This is a genomic window from Dysgonomonas termitidis (assembly GCF_042654545.1).
Classification (GTDB): domain Bacteria; phylum Bacteroidota; class Bacteroidia; order Bacteroidales; family Dysgonomonadaceae; genus Dysgonomonas; species Dysgonomonas termitidis.
In genome coordinates this window covers 19,260-40,149 of the sequence record NZ_JBHSGN010000077.1, presented here as the reverse complement: position 1 = coordinate 40,149, position 20,890 = coordinate 19,260, and the positions used below count along the sequence as shown (strand labels likewise).

The 20,890-nt window shown below is 40.8% G+C and carries 18 protein-coding genes; 13 read left to right on the top strand and 5 right to left on the bottom strand.

What is annotated here, in order from left to right; translation table 11 throughout:
• Window positions 1–121: 121 nt before the first annotated feature.
• Together porE and porD are read left to right on the top strand one after the other, a co-directional pair.
• Entirely contained in the window at window positions 122–2,107 is a 1,986-nt protein-coding gene (gene porE / locus ACFO6W_RS12895) for a PorE family type IX secretion system protein (RefSeq protein ID WP_379997046.1), read from the top strand.
• Window positions 2,108–3,007, top strand: a complete 900-nt coding sequence (gene porD / locus ACFO6W_RS12890; RefSeq protein ID WP_379997044.1) for a type IX secretion system protein PorD — start codon at window positions 2,108–2,110, stop codon at window positions 3,005–3,007.
• 12 nt (window positions 3,008–3,019) lie between these two features.
• Here the strand turns inward: porD and ACFO6W_RS12885 are convergent, their stop codons facing one another.
• The gene (locus tag ACFO6W_RS12885) at window positions 3,020–3,772 is read right to left on the bottom strand and encodes a TrmH family RNA methyltransferase (protein WP_379997042.1); all 753 of its coding nucleotides are present in this window, start codon (window positions 3,770–3,772) and stop codon (window positions 3,020–3,022) included.
• Between the two features lie 32 nt (window positions 3,773–3,804).
• Entirely contained in the window at window positions 3,805–4,197 is a 393-nt protein-coding gene (locus ACFO6W_RS12880) for a VOC family protein (RefSeq protein ID WP_379997040.1), read from the bottom strand.
• A gap of 114 nt (window positions 4,198–4,311) precedes the next feature.
• Here ACFO6W_RS12880 and tamL point away from each other — a divergent pair, with 114 nt between their 5' ends.
• The 3 genes from tamL (at window position 4,312) to ACFO6W_RS12865 (ending at window position 9,629) form a co-directional block, all read left to right on the top strand.
• A complete protein-coding gene (gene tamL / locus ACFO6W_RS12875; protein WP_379997038.1) occupies window positions 4,312–6,720 on the top strand; it encodes a translocation and assembly module lipoprotein TamL in 2,409 nt (802 codons plus the stop codon).
• A gap of 114 nt (window positions 6,721–6,834) precedes the next feature.
• Window positions 6,835–7,656, top strand: coding sequence for a tetratricopeptide repeat protein (locus ACFO6W_RS12870; protein ID WP_379997036.1), 822 nt, complete (start codon window positions 6,835–6,837; stop codon window positions 7,654–7,656).
• Window positions 7,657–8,675: 1,019 nt separating this feature from the next.
• Window positions 8,676–9,629, top strand: coding sequence for an aldo/keto reductase (locus tag ACFO6W_RS12865; RefSeq protein ID WP_379997034.1), 954 nt, complete (start codon window positions 8,676–8,678; stop codon window positions 9,627–9,629).
• 73 nt (window positions 9,630–9,702) lie between these two features.
• On the opposite strand, the gene ACFO6W_RS12860 is transcribed toward ACFO6W_RS12865, so the two are convergent.
• Entirely contained in the window at window positions 9,703–10,293 is a 591-nt protein-coding gene (locus ACFO6W_RS12860; RefSeq protein WP_379997032.1) for a sigma-70 family RNA polymerase sigma factor, read from the bottom strand.
• Window positions 10,294–10,555: 262 nt separating this feature from the next.
• Entirely contained in the window at window positions 10,556–11,221 is a 666-nt protein-coding gene (locus ACFO6W_RS12855; RefSeq protein ID WP_379997030.1) for an MIP family channel protein, read from the bottom strand.
• Between the two features lie 200 nt (window positions 11,222–11,421).
• Between ACFO6W_RS12855 and ACFO6W_RS12850 the strand changes: the two genes are divergently transcribed.
• The 6 genes from ACFO6W_RS12850 (at window position 11,422) to ACFO6W_RS12825 (ending at window position 15,831) form a co-directional block, all read left to right on the top strand.
• Entirely contained in the window at window positions 11,422–11,934 is a 513-nt protein-coding gene (locus tag ACFO6W_RS12850; RefSeq protein ID WP_379997028.1) for a hypothetical protein, read from the top strand.
• Between the two features lie 19 nt (window positions 11,935–11,953).
• Entirely contained in the window at window positions 11,954–12,370 is a 417-nt protein-coding gene (locus tag ACFO6W_RS12845; protein WP_379997026.1) for a putative quinol monooxygenase, read from the top strand.
• Window positions 12,371–12,518: 148 nt separating this feature from the next.
• Window positions 12,519–12,809: a putative quinol monooxygenase gene (locus tag ACFO6W_RS12840; protein ID WP_379997024.1), complete on the top strand. Its 291-nt coding sequence runs from the start codon at window positions 12,519–12,521 to the stop codon at window positions 12,807–12,809.
• Between the two features lie 105 nt (window positions 12,810–12,914).
• Window positions 12,915–14,669 (top strand): aspartate--tRNA ligase, encoded by a 1,755-nt coding sequence (gene aspS / locus ACFO6W_RS12835; RefSeq protein WP_379997022.1) that lies wholly within the window; start codon window positions 12,915–12,917, stop codon window positions 14,667–14,669.
• A 96-nt stretch (window positions 14,670–14,765) separates the two neighbouring features.
• Window positions 14,766–15,257, top strand: a complete 492-nt coding sequence (locus ACFO6W_RS12830; RefSeq protein WP_379997020.1) for a GNAT family N-acetyltransferase — start codon at window positions 14,766–14,768, stop codon at window positions 15,255–15,257.
• A 13-nt stretch (window positions 15,258–15,270) separates the two neighbouring features.
• Window positions 15,271–15,831 carry a GyrI-like domain-containing protein gene (locus tag ACFO6W_RS12825; protein WP_379997018.1) on the top strand — a complete coding sequence of 187 codons (561 nt, stop codon included), beginning with the start codon at window positions 15,271–15,273 and terminating at the stop codon, window positions 15,829–15,831.
• A 46-nt stretch (window positions 15,832–15,877) separates the two neighbouring features.
• Here the strand turns inward: ACFO6W_RS12825 and ACFO6W_RS12820 are convergent, their stop codons facing one another.
• Window positions 15,878–16,987, bottom strand: a complete 1,110-nt coding sequence (locus ACFO6W_RS12820; protein ID WP_379997016.1) for a redoxin domain-containing protein — start codon at window positions 16,985–16,987, stop codon at window positions 15,878–15,880.
• Window positions 16,988–17,340: 353 nt separating this feature from the next.
• On the opposite strand from ACFO6W_RS12820, the gene ACFO6W_RS12815 reads away from it, so the two are divergent.
• Together ACFO6W_RS12815 and ACFO6W_RS12810 are read left to right on the top strand one after the other, a co-directional pair.
• Complete coding sequence (locus ACFO6W_RS12815) at window positions 17,341–18,777, top strand: PDZ domain-containing protein (RefSeq protein ID WP_379997014.1); 1,437 nt, start codon at window positions 17,341–17,343, stop codon at window positions 18,775–18,777.
• 417 nt (window positions 18,778–19,194) lie between these two features.
• Entirely contained in the window at window positions 19,195–20,808 is a 1,614-nt protein-coding gene (locus ACFO6W_RS12810; RefSeq protein WP_379997012.1) for an ABC-F family ATP-binding cassette domain-containing protein, read from the top strand.
• Window positions 20,809–20,890: the final 82 nt, after the last annotated feature.

The following is a 20,890-nucleotide window of genomic DNA, read 5'->3' as shown; positions in this document are numbered from 1 at the left end:
CACTGTCATAAGCAATATTAAAAGGATAAATGAGTTATATTTGTATTATATAATTTCAAAATTTCAAGATTTATAAAATCTGTATTTTGAAACATGAAATCTTGAAATCCTTAAAAGCATCTTGAAAAGATATATTTACTATACATTAAGTTCGATAATATTACTCGCATACTTAGCTTCGTGCAAATCGGTGAAACTGGAAGATGCCGATAAAAAATTTGCACAGGGAGAGTACTTTGTTGCTGCCGATATGTACCGTAAAATATACCGTAAAACACCCGCCAAGAAACGTGAACTCCGGGGTGAAGTGGCTCTCCGTATGGCTGAAAGCTATCGTCTTATAAATTACCCGATGAGGGCAAACGCAGCATATGCCAATGCTATACGCTACAAGGTAAATGACAGTACGGTCACTCTTCAGTATGCCCGTTCTCTTCACAAGGCAGGCGACTATAAACAGGCGGCAAAATATTATCAGGAATTTCTTCAACTATATCCGGAAAATCAATTTGCCCTGAATGGACTGGAAGGTACAAGACTGGCCCCGTTATGGAAAGCCAAGCCTACATTACATCCCGTCAAACGTATGGACTTGTTTAACTCCAACAGAGGCGAATTCAGCCCGATGCTACTGCCTCCCGATTACGACCAGGTTTATTTTTCATCCAATCGCAAAGAAGCCACGGGCGATACTATCAGTGGAATAACAGGTGCGAAACTAAATGACATTTTCATGTCCCGTAAAGACGAAAACGGTAACTGGATGAAGGTAGAGCGTGTAGAATCGTCTATTAATACCGAATCGGATGAAGGAACACCATCATTTACCACAGCAGGGACAACAATGTATTATACGCATACTCCGGTTCCCGATTCGGTAGGAATATTCTTCCCGGGTATCTATGTATCACAACGTTCGGGCGGCTCGTGGGGTGCCGGTACCAAACTGGAAATAAACAGGAGGGATACTCTCAGTGTGTATGCCCACCCTACGATAAATTCGACGGGAGATGTACTTTATTTTGTATCCGACAGGACAGGTGGATATGGAGGAAAAGATATATGGAAAGCAACTTTAGTCGGCGACCTGGTAGAATCTGTCCAAAACCTCGGGCCGGATATAAATACGGCAGGAGACGAAATGTTTCCTTATCTGCGCAATGATTCCACTCTCTACTTTTCATCCGACGGACACCCGGGGATGGGAGGTCTGGATATATTCAAGGCATCATATAATTCTGCAACCGGACGATGGAGTCCGGAAAACATGCAGTCTCCGGTCAATTCACAGGCAGACGATTTCGGTATCACCTTCGAGGGAGAAAGGGAAAGCGGGTTCTTTAGTTCCAACCGCGGCGACGGGAAAGGTCTCGATCATATCTATTCATTCGAATATCCTGTAATCAAAACACTTGTAGAGGGCTATATAGTAGATACCGATGACGAGTTTGTCACCAATTCCACTATCCGCGTCGTAGGCCGCGACGGAACGAATAAAAAGTTTCCGGGTAAGAATGACGGGACTTATACTCTCGATGTCGCGCAGGGTGTTGATTATGTATTCCTTGCCAGTGGCACAAATTATCTGAATACCCGCATGTCATTGAAGACTGTGGAGATGGAAAAGGACTCCACTTATCTTGTCGACTTTATTCTGACTCCGATAAACAAGCCTGTAGTGCTGGAGAATATATTCTATGATTTTGATAAAGCTACTTTACGCCCCGAATCGAAAGAGGAACTGGATGGGTTGATAGATTTACTGAATCTGAATCCGAATGTAACTATTGAATTGTCAGCGCATACCGACCGTAAAGGTTCGGATGAATATAATAACAGGTTGTCACAGCGTAGAGCTGAGTCGGTGGTCAATTACCTGATTACAAATGGTATAGCCAAAGACCGCTTGACTGCTGCCGGTAAAGGGAAAACCCAGCCCAAGACCGTAACCAAAGCGGTTGTCAAGAAATATGATTTTCTGAAAGAAGGAGAGGTCTTAACCGAGCAATTTATACAGGAATTGCCGCCTGAACAACAAGATACGGCCGATCAGGTAAACCGCCGTACAGAGTTCAGGGTATTGAGTATAACTTATAATTTGGAATAAATGAAAAGGTTTATCCTGTCTTTTTTACTGGTTGCCGTATATTTTTCCGTTTTGCAGGCGCAAGAGCTGAACGCGAAGCTGACTATAAATACGCAGCAGGTTCCTTCTGTCGATAAACAGCTGTTCTCTTCGCTGGAGTCTGAACTTAATAAGTTATTAAACGAACAGAAGTGGACAGATACCAATTTCAGCAGGAATGAGCGTATAAATTGCAATGTAAGTATAAACGTAACGAGTTTTTCTCCTCCGGAAAATAACTATACCGCGGAAATACAGATTACATCCCAGCGTCCGGTTTACAATTCGTCCTATGTAACTTCGCTGATAAATTACCGGGATACGCAATTTGACTTTAACTATACCTCCGGCCTGTCACTGAATTTTAATAGCACGTCGGTCGATAACAACCTTGTTGCCGTAATCTCGTTTTATGCTTATATTATTATCGGTCTCGATTTCGATTCCTTTTCCCTGAATGGCGGCAAACCTTATTTTAGTAAGGCCATGGAGATAGCTAATATGTCGCAATCTTTAAGTGCGAAAGGATGGGAACCCTTCTCCGGGAAGAATAATAACCGCTATGATTTAGCTTTGGCACTTACAGAAGAAAGCTCGTCTCCTTTCCATAATTTCTGGTATGACTATCATCGCACGGGGCTGGATGAGATGGCGGCAAATGCGTCGCGTGGCAGGATACGCATTATAGAGTCGATCAGTGATGTACGGAAGTTATATGATGCCCGTCCGTCTTCGGTATTACTCAGTGTTATAGCTGAAACGAAGATCGACGAAATTGTCCGCGTATGTTCTCAGGCAACACCGGAGGAAAAACAAAGTATGAAAAAGACATTAAGCCAGATGTTCCCTACAAAGAGCTATAATATAAATATGCTGAAATAAAGGTTCTGCACCTTATTTACTTCTCCTTCTGAACTCCGCGCATACTATTGCTGTGGCTATCGCCACATTCAGCGACTCGGATGTAGTATTTCCTCCGGGGTAATCCGGAATATAAAGTTTCTTGGTAATCCGCTTCTCTATATCGGGACGGATACCATTGCCCTCATTTCCCATTACAATAATGCCATGCGGGGTAATATCCTGTTCATACATATTCCTGCCGTCCAATAATGTCCCGTAAACCGGAATGTGTTTATTACTATCAAGAAAACCGGCTAAATCGACACAATGAATGATAACGCGAGCCAATGCCCCCATTGTTGCCTGCACAACTTTCGGATTGTAGATATCGGCTGTGTCGTGCGAGCAAAATATGTGTTTTATCCCGTACCAATCGGCCAGACGGACTATTGTCCCCAGATTTCCGGGGTCCTGTATCCCATCGAGGGCCAGTACGAGTTGGTTATTAATATCTACAGTTTCCTGATGTTCCGGTTGGTGGAAAACAGCAAGCACCTGTTGCGGATTCCGAAGAAAACTGGCTTGCGCCAGCTGGCTTTCGTTCACTTCCGTTACTTCTTCAATGTCCGTTACATCCAATTCTGATAAAAAGCCGGGCAGCGCCACCAATAGCCGGCACTTCATATAGGGTAGTAAATCATTTACCAGTTTATCTCCCTCGGCGACAAAAGTGCCATATTCGGTCCTGAACTTTTTCTCTTTCAGCGAGCGTATATATTTTAACTTACTCTTACTTAGACTCATTGCTATAAAATTACTTATCAGATTTTCCGGAATTATTTAAACAGGACTTCCAGACGGTTTCCTTCCGGATCTAACGTTTCGAATTCATAATATCCGTCTCCGGTCATCCGTGGCCCCCGCAGTACCGGATAGCCTGCTTCCTGTAATTCTTTTGCCTTGTCATCCACCTCCTGCCCCGAATTTACGGCAAAAGCCAGATGGATATACCCCTTATACTGAGCGATGCTATCATTCAGGTTATCAGGAATATCGGCACGGTGCATCACCTCCAGTTGCGAACCGGAACCGAAAGTAAGGAAATAGCTGCTGTATCCGTTTGTTTTGTTTACATATAACTTATTGGCTGTTGCACCGAAGTGACTGATATAATATGATTTGATTTTTTCAATGTCAGCCACCCAGATAGCTGTATGATGTAGTCTCATATCCGGTTCTTTTTTAAAATTTAAACAGTTTCTTAGGACAAAACTACAAAAAGAAACAATTAAAACCCTAAATTTGTCGTTCATTTGATAAATACTATATCTGTTAGTTTTCCAATGAGGTATAAAATAATAGCTTCTGCGCTTGTTATCAGTTTTTGCGCTATTCTAGTTCAATCTTGCAGTTCCACAAAATTTGTTCCCGACGGAGAATATTTGCTGGAGAGCGCTGTTGTGAAGAGTGATAAGAAAGTTATACCCACCTATGAAATGGAAACTCATATAAAGCAAAAACCAAATTTTAAGACTTTTTCAATCTTTAAGTTGCCACTTTTCATTTACAATCTGGCCGGGACTGATACTACCAAATGGATAAGCCGGACATTGATACATGCGGGAGATCCGCCTGTACTCTACGATAGTTCGATGGTACATCTGACCGTGAATAATCTGGAAAGGATAATGACTAACAAAGGTTATCTGAATGCAGAAGTAACACCTATCATCGATTTAAATAAAAAGACCGCAAAGATAACATACGATATAAAAGCAGGAGAGCCTTTCCGGATCAGCAATTACAGGATAGATGTAAACGACAGTGTCATGTCCAATCCGATACTGATAACGCCTCCCTCACGCAGAAATGAAAACAAGAACGGGATGATACATCCTCCGCTGAGTATAGATACCATACTTAGAAGAAACAGCCTGGTAAAGAAAAATTCCATATTCGACCTCGATATGCTCGATCAGGAAAGGGACCGGATTTCTTCTATTTTCAGAAGAGCGGGTTATTTTGCTTTTAATAAAGAATATATTGGCTTTGAAGCAGATACAACATTGCGCAAAAATAATGTGGAACTGGATCTTACTATATTCCCTTTTATGCAGGGTACTGCCGATGGACAGACCACAACCGTACCACATCGTCAATACAGGGTAAAAGCAGTAGAGTTGTATGTTGATTATAATCCCCTGGAGGACGGCGATTTGAGCCAGTATAAGGAAACAACGGTTTACGAAAGAGGCGGTTATAAAATAAAATACGGACCCAGAGGGGAATATATAAAACCGAATGTAATACTCAACAATTGCTATATTACCCCGGGAAGCCTGTATAACGAAACCCTGACAGCAATGACATACAGCGCCTTATCTCAACTGAAGATTCTCAAAAACGTAAATATTACATGGGAGAATGACTCTACCGACCTGCGCTGCATAATCACCTGTGTACCGGACAAAAAACAGGGAATCTCGGCAGAAGTGGAAGGCACCAATTCGGGAGGCTTCTTTGGCCTGGGCGCGGGAGTGGGCTATCTGCACCGGAATGCATTTAAAGGTTCGGAACAATTCAGTGCCCGTTTGCGCGGCGCTTACGAAGCTATTACACCAAATTTCTCCAGCTTTTATAAGAATTATTTTGAGATCGGAGGAGAAACGACCCTTACGTTTCCCCGTTTTATGTTCCCCTTCCTCAAACGTGATTTTAAAAGAAGCATACATGCCTCTACACAATTCAATACAAGTTATACATTCCAGCGAAGGCCGAAATTCTTCACTCGTACAGTCCTGTCGGGAGGAGTGAAATATATATGGCAGGACCGCAGGTTGTCTTTAAACCGGCATATATTCGATCTGATAGATATCAGTTATGTACATTTGCCTCAAAGTTCATTAGATTCTGCGTTTTACAATAACCTGTCGGCTGCCGCCCAGCAATATAGTTTCAATGACCATTTTATTATGAGTATGGGATATACATTTTCCCGGTCGAATATTGCCAGCCCCACCAGACGGAACCAACCGGTCTATTCTATACGTGCATCTATAGAGACTGCCGGCAATGTGCTGGCTCTTGCAGCGGCTATTGCAAAAGCAAAGCCAAACGAAATGGGTTCTAAGCAGATATTCGGAACTAATTTTGCCCAATACGTCAAGGGCACGGTTGATTATAGCAAGACCTATCAGGTGGATGAGAAAAATTCGTTTGCCTGGCATGTCGGAGGAGGCATTGCCTATCCATATGGCAATAATGAGCAGATACCTATACAAAAACGTTTTTTCTCAGGGGGAGCCAATAGTGTAAGAGGATGGTCTGTCAGGGAGCTGGGACCAGGTTCATATTATTTTAAACCATCTGAAACCGGCGATGACAACGACAAGGACAATTTCTATTACCATTCGGGAGATATCCGTTTCGATGCCAGCATCGAATACCGCAGCAAACTGTTCTGGGTATTGGAATTAGGTGCTTTCATCGATGCCGGGAATATATGGACTGTAAAAGAATATGAAAAACAGGAAGAAGGCAGTTTTAAAGTGGATAAGTTCTATAAGGAAATAGCAGTTGCATGGGGACTTGGGCTCCGTTTCGACTTCGATTATGTGCTTATCCGCCTCGATTGCGGCTGGAAAGCATATAACCCGTCGGGCGATCCTGCGACAAGGAGATGGCCAATTTCGGAACCTTTTAAAATCAAGAAAAATACAGCATGGCATATTGCGGTGGGATATCCGTTCTGATACTGTTTATAATCACTTCATCACCTCTTTTAATTCTTTTTAGACAATATGTTTTGACAAAGTCAGTTTATAAGACGTACATTTGCTGATGAATAATTAAATGAATATCTGTTGATGAAAAAGAAACTCCTGCTTGTATTTATTATAACTCTTTCCCTTAACCTGACGGCCCAGACATATGAAGATATGGTAAGCCGTGCCATGGACTATGTAGAACAAAATGATTATGCCGCTGCAGAGCAGGCAATGAAGGCCGCCTTGCGAAAAGAACCCACTAACCCGAATAACCCTATGCTGATGGTTAATCTGGGAACTATACAACGTAATCTGGGAGAACTTGACGAGGCCTTAATCTCATACAACGTAGCCATTGAGAAATATCCGGATACACCCTTTATCCGTCACAACAGGGCCGCCCTCTATTGTGAGATGAACAGGTTCGACGACGCACTGAAAGACTATAATACGATACTTGCAAGCAACCCGAAAGATTTAGAAGCATTATACCGCAGGGGACTGATTCATATCAGCAATAAAAATCTTTTTGCGGCAGAAGAAGACTTTGAAAAAATTATAGAACTGTACCCCGAAAACCTGAACGGTAAAACGGGTATTGCAGCTATAAAGAAACGCAGGTCGGAATGGAAAGAAGCAGAAGAGATGTATACCGACCTGATATATAAACATAAGTCGAACGCCGACCTGTATTATAACCGGGCCGAATGTTACTTGAGGCTGAATAAGCTGGCCAGCACTGAAAACGACATAAAGAAAGCGCTTGAGCTCGGATATGCCGGTGCGCCTATCTATATCCTGAGAGGACAGCTAAGACTTGCCCAATATGAAAAACGCTTGGCCAGAGAAGATTTCCTAAAGGCTAAAGAATTAGGTGCAGATGAAAGTATTATAGAGGATTTCCTGCGGCTTTGTAAGTAAAAGTGGAACCGCCTAAGACTCCTTTCAGAATATTTCTGTAAAGAAAGGCCTGTCATCACGACAGGCCTTTCTCCTTAAAACAAACTTTAAATGTCATACATTTATTAAAAACTATTTAGGGTAAAAGTAAATACACATTTTGAAGAATTTTTGAAGATGGAAAATAATAATAATGAAAACCTGATCTCGGGCAGACATGGGAATAAAATAAGCCTGTCATCACGACAGGCTTATTGAATGAAGCTATTATGTTATATAAACGGTATTACACTAACATGAAGATAAAGATAAATAGACAAATGTGGATGTAATACCAACCTAATAGAAATCATTAAATAAAAAATCTATAATGTGTAAATAAAATATAGTACAAGTATAGACGGCAATTTTGTGTTTTTTTTGAAGAAATAAAAAATAAAACAGCCTGCCTCACGACAGACTGCTTTATAAAACAAGCCTTAAAACGCTTTATACATATTAAGTCTTACACGCTGGAATAAAATTAAATATCGATTCTGAAGTTTTTTTGAATATGGGGAATCCAGCTAATGACTCTGATTACTTTTCCGTTTTATTAAAAAGAAATATGCGGATAACTGAAAAAACTTTATCTATATAGTCGGAGCCGATAGCCTTTAGCTGATAGCTCTTTGAAATATTGAAGGAGCCCCCTAAATTGGCTCCGCCGAACGTTGTTTCCCCTGGGGGGACTTACAGAGAGAGAAAAAAGGAACAGATAGAAAATAGTGGAAAAAGTGTAACTTTTGTAACTTTTTTGATATAGTTACGAGTTACTTCGCCCTTCGGGCAATTACGGGTTACGAGTAGACAAGATACGAGATACGAGTTGTTTACTGTTCACCGTTTACTGTTTACTGTTAACTGATATATCTGTTACTTTTTAACTACATACCGTTAAAATATATAAATGGCATGTTACTATAAATAATAATATGATTTCGTATTTATGTTAAACAAAAATTCTATTAACTTTATCAGCAACAAATTAACGATTTATCATGAAATACAATTTTTGTGGAAACAGCGGGTTACAATTACCCGAAATTTCATTAGGCTTATGGCATAACTTCGGTGATGTGGATAGCTTCGAAATGGCTACATCCATGATTTTACATGCTTTCGAGAGTGGCATTACACATTTCGACTTGGCCAATAACTACGGACCACCTCCGGGAAGTGCAGAAACTAACTTCGGTAAGATACTGGCTAAAGATTTGAAAGGGCACCGTGATGAACTCATCATTTCATCCAAAGCAGGTCATCTAATGTGGGACGGACCTTATGGGGACGGAGGTTCGCGCAAATATATCATGGCCAGTATAGACCAAAGCCTGAGGCGTACAGGACTGGAATATTTCGATATATTCTATTCGCACCGCTACGACCCGCAAACCCCAGTGGAAGAGACTATGCAGGCATTAGTAGACATTGTGCGCCAGGGAAAGGCCTTATATGTAGGGATATCGAAGTACCCGCCTGAAAAACTGATTCAGGCATACAATATACTGAAGTCGCAGCATGTGCCTTGCCTTATCTATCAGGATAAATACAGCATGCTTGTGCGCGAACCGGAAAACGAGCATATGGACATCAACGAAAAATATGGCGTAGGCTTTATCGCTTTTTCCCCGCTGGCTCAGGGTGTACTTACAAATAAATACCTGAATGGTATCCCTGAAACTTCGCGCGCTCACAAAAGTCACGGCTTCCTGCAAGAAAGCGAAATCACACCTGAGGTGATAAAGAAAGTGAAGGCATTGAACGACCTTGCCGGCCAGCGTGGACAAACACTTGCCGAAATGGCTTTGGCGTGGTTGCTGCACAACAAACATGTTACATCTGTTATTGTAGGCACAAGTTCTTTGAACCAACTGAAAGATAATCTGAAAGCAACGGATAATTCGCATTTCACGGGTGAAGAACTGGCGCTGATAGAGATGATTCTGGCATAAAACAAAAAATAAGCATCCCAAACACAGGGATGCTTATACACTTCCAAACATTATAACTTAAAAACTACAATACCTACATCGTCAGTATGATGTTATTTTCTTCCGCCATGCGGCGTATATTGAGAATAGCATAACGCATGCGCCCGAGGGCGGTATTGATACTCACTCCCGTATGGTCTGCTATTTCTTTAAAGCTTAAATCCTGATAGTAGCGCATTTCCAGTACTTCACGCTGGCTATCGGGCAGATATGAGATCAGTTTGCGAATATCCGATGTTATCTGCACACGAATTATTTCGTCTTCTATCGTACCATCGCACAGCAGCGGATTATTCAACAAATCGACCGGAGCCTCATCATTGGAGATTGTGTTTTCATTCTTTTCCTGACGAAAATGATCTATAATGAGGTTATGCGCAATACGTGAGATCCAGGCACGGAATTTTCCTGTCTCCGTATAGCGGCCTTGTTTGATAGTTACGATAGCCTTGATGAAAGTTTCTTGGAAGATATCTTCTGCCAGTTCCCTGTTTCGCACAGTGAAATAGATATAATTGAAGACACTGATTTTGTGTCGTGACAGTAGGATATCAAATGCCTGATTGTTACCATTAGAATAATCGGTGACCAACTGTTCGTCAGTCATGGTTATTAATGTATCCATTATCTCTTATATTTTAAAGTTAAAAAGAGTAATGTTTATTCTATAGGCTAAAAGTTTTTAGAAGGTTTTTAAATAAACTTGCGTTAACGATGCAAATAAAAGACAAATTTATGGAATTAACAATATCTAAAAGATTATTTAACAGAGTAATGTGTTTTTGCTTAATTTTATATATAGACACATTGGTTTGCTAAAAGATATAAAATGTAAAAGAACAATAAAGCTTCCGGAAATCCGGAAGCTCTATAACTATATATAATGCTTACTCTTGTTCTGTATCAATAACTTTCCATACCACGGCCGAAATGGCAGCGCCTAAGAACGGAGCTACAATGAACAGCCACAATTGGGACAGAGCTTCTGCTCCCTGAAAAATAGCAGGACCGATACTACGTGCCGGGTTTACCGATGTACCAGTAATAGGGATACATACGATATGCACCAGAACCAGGGTAAGGCCGATCGCAACACCGGCAAACTGATTATTGGCACCTTTGGATGTCACACCTAAAACAACAAGAACAAAGATGAATGTAAAGACCGTTTCAGCAACAAATGCCGGTAGCAGATCGGTATAACCGTTAGCTCCTGTAAGGGTTGTTGTTGAACCTGAGTCTTTTGCCAGCACATACAATATCGCAGAACCGACAATAGCCCCTATCACCTGGAAAATCATGTACAGACCTGCATCCTTAGCCGATATCTTTTTAGATAACAACAAGCCCAGAGTGATTGCCGGATTGATATGGCAACCCGAAACTTTACCAATGGTATAAACCATAGCCAATACAGCCAATCCAAAGGCAAATGCTACACCAAGTGTACCTACCGAAGCAAACGGCTGTCCGGTTCCCGCAAATACCGCGGCTCCACACCCCATAAGAACCAGAACCATAGTTCCGATCATTTCTGCTAAATACTTTTTCATTGAATTTCTACTTTAATTAAACATTTGTGCTGCTTGTGTAATTTTGTGTTAACTACATAAGGTTATGGCGAAGTTAAATATAAAATCGGATAAAAGACAGAAAGTCTACACTTTTTTTCGCTCTTCCATTTCCATTATTGCTACCATTCCCTATATTTGTAACACTTAAATTATTAATATCAAATATAAATCTAACACATATGAAGAAGCTATTGTTTTCGGTTTTGGCCTTTTTTATCTGTATATATGCATTCGGACAGGACTATAATGTTCCCAGGAATTATAAGTTCGAAAATAAAGAGTCTTATAAGGCCTACGAGCCACAGATAAAAGAGACGATAGGCTGGCTCCTGCAAACATCCCTGGGCAAGGAGGCAAACAAACGGCAGGAAGCAAACGCGTTTCTTATGGCTTGGTTGACCGGGACACCCGATGTACATTTAAAAATGGATGCCGGTTTTATGATGAACTTCATCAAAATCAATCCTGAACTGATAATGCCTTTCACTGCCGGATGGGCTAAATATTCGCTGGACAACGGATATTCGGAAGATGCATTGCAGGGGACAAAGGCAGGGGTGGAAACAGTTATCGCCTTTTACAGAAAAAACAGGGGATATCTCAAAAAAGACAGTAACATAGAAAAATATGAAAAATTGATGGAGAAAGGAAAACTTGAAACCGAAATAAACAAACAACTAAATAAGAAATAATTATACAAAAAAGGAAATCATGAGAAAAATTGTATTCATCGTATTATTAGGATTACTATGTATCGTTAGTTGTAACCAAAAAGCAGAGACTAACCAGGACGATACGATCGTTATAAAAAGAGACTTAGAGGCTGAAGAAAGAACCGGTGACGAACTAAAAATAGCTGCTATCATAACCGTTAAACCCGAAGCTATAAAAGATATACTTCCTATATTCCAGGCTGTAGTACAAGGCAGTCAGGAAGAAGACGGTTGTATCTCTTACAACGTACACCAGGACACCAGCGATTCTACAAGGTTTATTATTCTGGAAGAATGGGAATCACAGGCAGCAATCGACTTTCATGGCAATACCGACCACTTCAAAACATACCAGAAAGCATCGAAAGATTTGATAGAGAAAAAAGAAGTGATAAAAATGAAGCTGGTATATTAGAATATAGATTCTATAGAAAGAGTAAAAGTTCCTGCATTATTTTCAGGGACTTTTATCTTTAAAGAAAGATGATTTTATATCCGTGTAATCTGTAAAACACAAATAAAATACATACTTTTGTAACCTCAAATAATACATAAAAAAGGTTATGATGGAACTGAAAATTGTTGCCGTTATCGTAGTAAAAGCTGCATATAAGGAAGAGTTGGAGAAGGTATTCCATACCGTAGTAGATGAAACCCGCAAAGAAACAGGAAATGTATCTTACGATTTACATCAGGATTGTAAAGACCCTTTAAAGTACACGATACTCGAAGTATGGAAATCGCAGGCAGCTATTGATGAACATAATGCAAGTGCACATTTCAAAGCATTTGTAACAGCAATAGAAGGCAAAGTAGAAAGCCTGACAGTGGATGTAATAAAGAAAATATATTAAAAATACCAATGAGCTAATAACTCAATATGCCGATATGCCAATGAGTAATACTGTTCGAATTGGCATATTGCCTAATTGGCATTTTAGCACATTAAATTTATAATTATGTACAGAAATCATACTTGCGGAGAACTGACTCTTGCCGATGTAAATAAAGAAGTAACCCTTGCGGGATGGGTACAAAAAGTGCGTAAACTTGGTGGCGGAATGACCTTTGTCGATCTCCGCGACCGCTATGGGATTACCCAGCTGGCATTCAGCAAAGATGTAAATGCAGATTTGTATGAACAATCGAATAAGTTCGGACGCGAATATGTATTGCAGGTAACAGGTACTGTACAGGAACGTTCGAGCAAGAATATGAATATACCTACCGGCGAGATAGAAATTATCGTCAACAAGCTGGTTATTCTGAATACATCGGAAGTTCCGCCTTTCACTATCGAAGATGAAACCGACGGTGGCGACGACCTGCGCATGAAATACCGCTATCTGGACTTACGCCGCAGTCCTGTGCGCAAAAATCTGGAATTGCGTCATAAAATTGCTTTCGAAACACGCCGTTTTCTGGACGAACGCCAGTTCATAGAAGTGGAGACTCCGGTACTGATAGGCTCTACCCCCGAGGGTGCACGCGACTTTGTTGTGCCATCACGTATGAATCCGGGAGAATTCTATGCCCTTCCGCAATCGCCTCAGCTATTCAAGCAATTGCTGATGGTATCGGGATTTGACCGTTATTTCCAGATTGTGAAATGTTTCCGTGACGAAGACCTTCGCGCCGACCGTCAGCCGGAATTCACCCAGATAGACTGTGAAATGTCGTATGTCAATCAGGAGGATGTACTGAATATGTTTGAAGGACTGACCAAGCACCTGTTCAAAAAGGTAAAAGGTATAGACATCCCCGACTTTCCTCGAATAACATATGCCCACGCGATGAAATATTACGGCTCGGATAAACCGGATACTCGTTTCGGGATGGAATTCGTGGAAATCAAAGACCTGACCACAGGTAAAGATTTCATCGTATTCGATTCGTCCGAGTATGTAGGAGCTATCTGTGCCAAAGGTGCGGCATCATATACCCGCAAACAGCTCGATGCACTTACCGATTATGTAAAACGCCCGCAAATCGGGGCTAAAGGGCTTGTATATGTGCGCTACGAAGCCGATGGCTCTCTGAAATCGTCCGTAGATAAATTCTATACAGCCGAAGACCTGAAAAAATGGGCGGAACGCTGTCAAGCAGAACCGGGCGACCTTATCCTTATCATATGCGGTGAAACTGAAAAGGCACAGAAACAGCTATGCGAACTTCGTCTCGAAGTAGGAGACCAACTGGGACTCCGCGATAAGAATAAATTTAATTGCCTTTGGGTCATCGACTTCCCTCTGTTGGAAAAAGACGAAGAACTGGGGCGCTTTTTTGCAAAGCACCATCCGTTTACCAGCCCGAAGGAAGAGGACATTCCTCTGCTGGAATCAGATCCGGGGGCTGTACGTGCCAATGCATACGACATGGTGATCAATGGTGTTGAAGTTGGTGGTGGTTCGGTTCGTATCCACAACAGCCAGTTGCAGAACAAGATGTTCCATGTACTTGGGTTTACTGAAGAAAAGGCTCAGGCTCAATTCGGCTTCCTGATGAATGCATTCAAATACGGAGCGCCTCCGCACGCAGGTCTGGCATTTGGCCTCGACCGCCTGGTATCTCTTTTCGCAGGGTTGGATAGCATCCGTGACTGTATTGCGTTCCCTAAAAATAATTCGGGACGCGATGTAATGATCGACGCGCCAGCTGTCCTTGAACAGGAACAATTGGATGAATTGAACCTGAAAGTGGTAATAAAGGAATAATCATTAAAGGAAACCATTATAAAATGCTCTGGTTTTTCTGACCGGAGCATTTTTCTTTCAGAAAGGTTTTATCTTTAAGCCGGTTAATAAACATCTATGACCAGAGAAAATAAACAAGGCCCGATCACTCTTCAGCCCGTAAGGGATGAAGATGTACCAATGATAAAGCAATGGCTCTATAAGGAATATATATTAGAATGGTATCATGAGCCGGATGAATGGATCAGAGAAATAGAAGAAAGAGAAGGTGAATTCGGCTTCCTGAATCATTACATTGTTTATGACGGAAACACTCCATTTGCTTTCTGCCAGTATTATGATTGTTTCGATGCCCAGGAAGAATGGTACACAGTGAGTTATCCCGCCAGAACCTACAGTATAGATTACCTTATAGGAGAGAGCAGCTATTTGGGCAGGGGATACGGAAAGGCAATTGTAAAGGCTCTGATAAATAAAATCAAAAGCCATGAAGGAGCTATGGAAATTGTAGTGAAGCCCGAAAAAGAAAACATCCCTTCATGTAAAACTTTATTATCTTGCGGTTTTACTTTTAATGATGATAAGCAATACTATACCATTAATTTATAAGGAGAAAATAACTATGAAAAAGATCGTTAAAATCTTACTGGCTCTCATATTCGGAATAATCATCCTCCTGGTTGCTATTTATGCTTATTACGGTGGATTCAGAACAGTTAACTTTGAAGTGAAGGAGGCTGGTGGAGAAGTATTCGTCTATGAAAATGTCACAGGAGATTATAGCCAAAGCCCGGTGGTAATGGACAGCATTTATTATGCGTTGCTCAACGATTACAAAATCGGAACAACAAAGGGGGCAGGCATGTATTATGACAATCCTCAACAAGTAGAAAAAAGTAAACTCCGCTCAGAAATCGGTTGTATACTCGATACGTACCCCGATAGCATGCAGATGGTAGTGCTCTCAAACAGATTCAAAGTTAAAGTGTTGCCTAAAGGCAACTATATTGTGGGAGAATTTCCCAATAAAGGGATGATATCGACAATCGTAGGAATAATGAAAGTATATCCGGCATTGACCAAATATATAGAAACGGCGGGTTATAAAAAAGACGAACCTGTAATGGAAATATACGATGTACCGGCTAAAGTAATCATATACAGGCAATCCGTATCGAAATAGAAGTGAAAAGAGGAGTATTTCCTCGTACTCCTCTTTTCCTATTCAATTATTTCTTACCTAATTTATTTAATACTATTTCTTTAAAATCCTTCCATCCGGTAGAATTACGTGCTACTATCGTTCCATCAGGAGCTATTAATATCAAACGAGGGATGCCTGTTATTCCGTAGATTTTAGTCGGTATTTCCTGCGCATTTATTATTTGAGGCCACTCTATCTTATCTTCTGCAATGGCCCTTTCCGTATCTTCCGGCTTATCCCATACAGCCACTCCTACTATTTCAAAATTATCTCCTCTATATTTTCTATACAGTTCTTTTATTTCCGGAGTCAGCCCACGACAAGGGCCGCACCAGCTAGCCCAAAAGTCTACCAATATATATTTGCCTTTTCCCGCATGATCCGACAGCGACACTTTTGTGCCATCAGGCTGCTCTATTGTAAAGTCGCTAAATTTCTGACCTTCAGCAGTCTTTTTCAGGGCATCGTTTGTTTCCACAATTTTTTTCACCATTTCCAAAGAAGCAATATCTTTACTTAATTTAGCCACGGCAGTATCTATCTGACCTGTACGCATCCACATCGACATCTCGTACAATACAACAGACCCGATAACATTATTTGTGTTAGCATCGAATGTATTCTCCATCAGGTCCATATATTTGGGAGTCCAGACTTTACTAAATATACTATCGAACTCAGCCTTGAATTTATCTTTATCCTTAATTTTATTTTTTAGCTCCGTATAGATATTTTCTCTTTCCTTATACAGTTCACCTGTTTTCTTATTATAATCTGTCAATGCATCATTCAATGGAGTATTTGACGCTATGCCATCTTTTAAATTAACAATTATTCGTCCTTTATCCAATATTAACGGTACATATGCAGCATCTTCAATGAATACTCCGGCATACCGGATAGTATCTGCGATTCCTTTAAATACAAATCTGTTACTATCTATCAAAACGCTGTCTATCTTATTATTTCCCACCCTGTTATGGTCGACAAGATAGATTTTTTGCCCATTATAGGTCGAATCGGCGATACCCTCGACTATATATTCAGGTACTACAGACTGTTTTTTTTCACAGGAAACAATAATGGTCAGACTTGTTACCGTTATTAACAAAGTGCGGATCGTTCTTATTTTCATATTATTAGGTATTAGAACTGATAAATTTAAATTTTTTAAAACATCTCCCTTCAATAATACTGTTAAATAAACTAAAGAGGCTGTTCATCCGAACTGGCAGGTGACACAGGTTTTATCAAATGTGACATATACCTGAAATAAAAGATTCGGGTTGTAATGGATAAAGATTTTGAAAGAAAATTATCTATATAGGGCAAAGAGGCTTATATCCCACCTCCTTTCATCAAAATGTCAGGTTACAAAAAAAAATTGACCTGCGTCATTTACAGGCACCTTACAGAGTTACAAATGAGATTATTCACGAAAAAAATCATATATTTGCGTCTTGAAATTTTTCAATTCTTATACCTAAAATGAAAAAAATACTTTTTACGCTGTTACTTTTTACGCTATTCACTTATAGTACAAAATCGCAAGTGTATGACAAAAACTGCTATTTTGGATTTACTTTCGATGTAAGTGAAAATAAAAACTGGGGATACGGCGAGCTGATTATCACAGAGGTAGAACCAAACTCTCCGGCCGAGAGAGCAGGTATCAAAGTAGACGACATCATAATGGAAATAAACGGGAAAGCCACTTACCTGCGTGATAACCAGACAATAGCCAACTGGTTGTTCGAAGACATGTACGCCCCAACAGTCGTCTTCACCATCCGGAATATGAACGCGTATTTCAAAGAATACACCCTCTCCCGCAAATGTATAGCGACCAACTCGGTAAGTGAAATGGAACTATCAAAAATATTTTCATTTTACAGCCTCGAAAATACAAGCGAACGGAAATTCTCGCTGCCATTACATGTGCAGCCGGATAAAGATGTAGACTTTTACGATTACCACACCTACGATTTCTATAAAGACGGAAAACCGGTACCTGCCATCGATAGCCAGATAACTGCCCTGCTGGCAAAAGACCTGGAAGCAAAAGGCCTTGTACGGGACACATCCGACCCCGATATCGTAGTGCAGGCATATTATAGCTATGAGCCGAATACGAAATTCACCGGACTGAACAATCCGAATTATGCACCTGGAACATGGCGGTTCGATGTAGACAAACAGCAAATGGTATTACTGCCTGTCTTCGATCCTGATGAACCGAACGCAGACAACGCAGCCCAATATATAGTGGAATACGGATTCAGCTTCTACGACCGGAAATATATCAATCCATCGAAGCTGACACAGATATGGGACTGCAACATAAAGGATTATCTTTCTTCGAAATATACATTGGAAGAATATGTAAGGTTACATACTCCGCTTATGCTGAAACAGTTCCCTTACTCGGCATCAAAAACAAAAGCGGAATATAAAGTAGATTTCAACCGGTATAACTATACAGGTATGTACTTCGATGCTGACGATCTGGTTACTGTTAAGGATGTGGACATGAACTCTCCTGCTTATCAGGCTGGTATCCGCCCCGGATATATTATAAAGAAAATCAACAACAGAAAGTTTGAACACACCAAAGAAAGCCTGTCGGAAGCCTATAAACACTTCATAGCCGAAACAATGGTATTCCGCGATCAGGCTACACGGTTTACAAACGCAGGAGGATATACCGAATGCATGTTCTGGAATGTGGGATATTATCCCGAAGTGGCCAAGGAGCTGAATAAATCGCAATACCTTACACAGTTTTCTTACCTGTACGACTTTGAAAAGTATGTGAGCAGTAAAGTGGACAACAGGATTACGGTAGAGGCTTGGGACGGTATGCAAAACAGGATATTCAGTGTTACGCCTGAAATCAGGAAATCGGTTGTTATAAAAGCATTGTAGGCTGGTTAGTGATAAATTAAGTTCTTGTGTTCACGCGATTTGCAGGCTACGAGCCGCTTATCGAGCAACCCTTTTACATCTGGCTACACCGGTTTAGACCTGCCTTTGCTTCGTCTATTCTTGATTGGTAAACGCCTGATTGTATCTTCTTGCCCATTCAGGCAAGGCACGGTTTATAAAAACAGGCCGGCGAATTTAGCATAAAATGCAATTTAACCCACTATTAACACCTGCCGATTATAAAGTCAGGCTAAAAATTCGTACCTTTGCGCCCGATTTATGGTTATGATTTCATAACAGGTTTATCTATAAGCTAAGGTCACAGACCTGTTTATTACTTTCATGTGTATAGCAACAATTAGTTAATAATTTATTATCGTTGCATTAAATACTTTTATTATTTATATATAAATAAAGATGATAACAGTTTCAAATTTAGGTATTCAATTCGGTAAACGCGTATTATTTCAAGATGTGAATCTGAAGTTTACAAGTGGAAATTGCTATGGTATAATCGGAGCCAATGGTGCGGGAAAATCCACTTTTCTGAAAATACTGAGTGGTGAAAAGGATGCAACCAGCGGAACATTTTCCCTGGGCCCCGGAGAGCGGCTTTCGGTATTAGCGCAGGATCACTTTGCTTTCGATAGTCAGTCTGTAATGGACACAGTATTACAGGGACACACAGTACTTTGGGACATAATGAAGGAAAAAGACGCATTGTATGCTAAAGAAGACTTTACGGATGCCGATGGGATTAAAGCTTCGGAGCTGGAAGAAAAATTTGCAGAACTGGAAGGTTGGAATGCAGAGAGCGACGCAGCCATGCTACTTAGCGGACTGGGTATCCCGGAAGAACTACATTACCAGATAATGGGTGATATAAGCGCTAAGCAAAAAGTGAGGATACTTCTTGCCCGCGCACTTTTCGGTAACCCTGACAACCTGTTGCTCGACGAGCCTACCAACGACCTCGATATAGAAACTGTGATGTGGCTGGAAAATTATCTTGCAAATGCAGAAAATACGATTCTCATCGTATCGCACGACCGTCACTTCCTCGACTCGGTATGTACCCATACAGTGGATATTGACTTCGGTAAAGTAACCATGTTTGCCGGCAATTATAGTTTCTGGTACGAATCGAGCCAGCTGGCACTGCGCCAGCAACAACAGCAGAACAAAAAGGCTGAAGAAAAGAAAAAAGAACTGGAAGAGTTCATCCGTCGTTTCAGTGCCAATGTAGCAAAATCGAAACAGACTACAAGCCGCAAAAAAATGATTGAAAAACTGAACATCGAGGAAATAAAACCATCGTCCCGTAAATATCCGGGTATCATCTTTAGCCCCGACCGAGAGCCGGGAAATAAGATACTTGAAGTAAACGGGCTTAGTAAATCTATCGAGGGTAAAAAACTATTCGACAATGTAAGCTTCAATATAGAGAAAGAGGATAAGGTCATTTTCCTGTCGAAAGATCCGCGTGCAATGACTGCCTTTTTCGAAATCATAAACGATTATGTACAACCCGATACCGGAACTTTCAGCTGGGGACAGACTATTACACCTGCTTACCTGCCTTTGGACAACAGCGATTATTTCAAAAATGACCTGAACCTGATCGACTGGCTTGCCCAATTTTCGGACGACACCAGTGAAATCTACATAAAAGGATTCTTAGGCAGGATGTTATTCTCCGGAGAAGAGGTACTCAAAAATACAAAAGTGCTGTCGGGAGGAGAGAAAATGCGGTGTATGATTGCCCGCATGATGATGAAGAGTGCAAACTGCCTTGTGCTGGATTCTCCGACGAACCATCTGGATCTGGAATCGATACAAGCATTTAATAATACACTTATACAATTCAAAGGTAATGTACTGATGTCTTCGCATGACCATGAATTCATACAAACGGTTTGTAACAGGGTGATAGAACTTACTCCGAACGGCACTATCGACAAGATTATGGATTATGACGATTATATTACCTCTGATGACATAAAAGCTCTGAGAGAGAAGATGTATAAATAAATCCAATTATAAAAGGATGAGAACGGGTATACCTAAAAAGCCCGTTCTTTTAAAGTACAAATACATGTATCATTTAACCGGA

Bases quoted from the DNA above. Each gene is read 5' to 3' on its own strand.
- porD (WP_379997044.1), top strand. From the start codon at position 2,108: ATGAAAAGGTTTATCCTGTCTTTTTTACTGGTTGCCGTATATTTTTCC.
- ACFO6W_RS12885 (WP_379997042.1), bottom strand. From the start codon at position 3,772: ATGAGTCTAAGTAAGAGTAAGTTAAAATATATACGCTCGCTGAAAGAG.
- ACFO6W_RS12880 (WP_379997040.1), bottom strand. From the start codon at position 4,197: ATGAGACTACATCATACAGCTATCTGGGTGGCTGACATTGAAAAAATC.
- tamL (WP_379997038.1), top strand. From the start codon at position 4,312: ATGAGGTATAAAATAATAGCTTCTGCGCTTGTTATCAGTTTTTGCGCT.
- ACFO6W_RS12870 (WP_379997036.1), top strand. From the start codon at position 6,835: ATGAAAAAGAAACTCCTGCTTGTATTTATTATAACTCTTTCCCTTAAC.
- ACFO6W_RS12865 (WP_379997034.1), top strand. From the start codon at position 8,676: ATGAAATACAATTTTTGTGGAAACAGCGGGTTACAATTACCCGAAATT.
- ACFO6W_RS12860 (WP_379997032.1), bottom strand. From the start codon at position 10,293: ATGGATACATTAATAACCATGACTGACGAACAGTTGGTCACCGATTAT.
- ACFO6W_RS12855 (WP_379997030.1), bottom strand. From the start codon at position 11,221: ATGAAAAAGTATTTAGCAGAAATGATCGGAACTATGGTTCTGGTTCTT.
- ACFO6W_RS12850 (WP_379997028.1), top strand. From the start codon at position 11,422: ATGAAGAAGCTATTGTTTTCGGTTTTGGCCTTTTTTATCTGTATATAT.
- ACFO6W_RS12845 (WP_379997026.1), top strand. From the start codon at position 11,954: ATGAGAAAAATTGTATTCATCGTATTATTAGGATTACTATGTATCGTT.
- ACFO6W_RS12840 (WP_379997024.1), top strand. From the start codon at position 12,519: ATGATGGAACTGAAAATTGTTGCCGTTATCGTAGTAAAAGCTGCATAT.
- aspS (WP_379997022.1), top strand. From the start codon at position 12,915: ATGTACAGAAATCATACTTGCGGAGAACTGACTCTTGCCGATGTAAAT.
- ACFO6W_RS12830 (WP_379997020.1), top strand. From the start codon at position 14,766: ATGACCAGAGAAAATAAACAAGGCCCGATCACTCTTCAGCCCGTAAGG.
- ACFO6W_RS12825 (WP_379997018.1), top strand. From the start codon at position 15,271: ATGAAAAAGATCGTTAAAATCTTACTGGCTCTCATATTCGGAATAATC.
- ACFO6W_RS12820 (WP_379997016.1), bottom strand. From the start codon at position 16,987: ATGAAAATAAGAACGATCCGCACTTTGTTAATAACGGTAACAAGTCTG.
- ACFO6W_RS12815 (WP_379997014.1), top strand. From the start codon at position 17,341: ATGAAAAAAATACTTTTTACGCTGTTACTTTTTACGCTATTCACTTAT.
- ACFO6W_RS12810 (WP_379997012.1), top strand. From the start codon at position 19,195: ATGATAACAGTTTCAAATTTAGGTATTCAATTCGGTAAACGCGTATTA.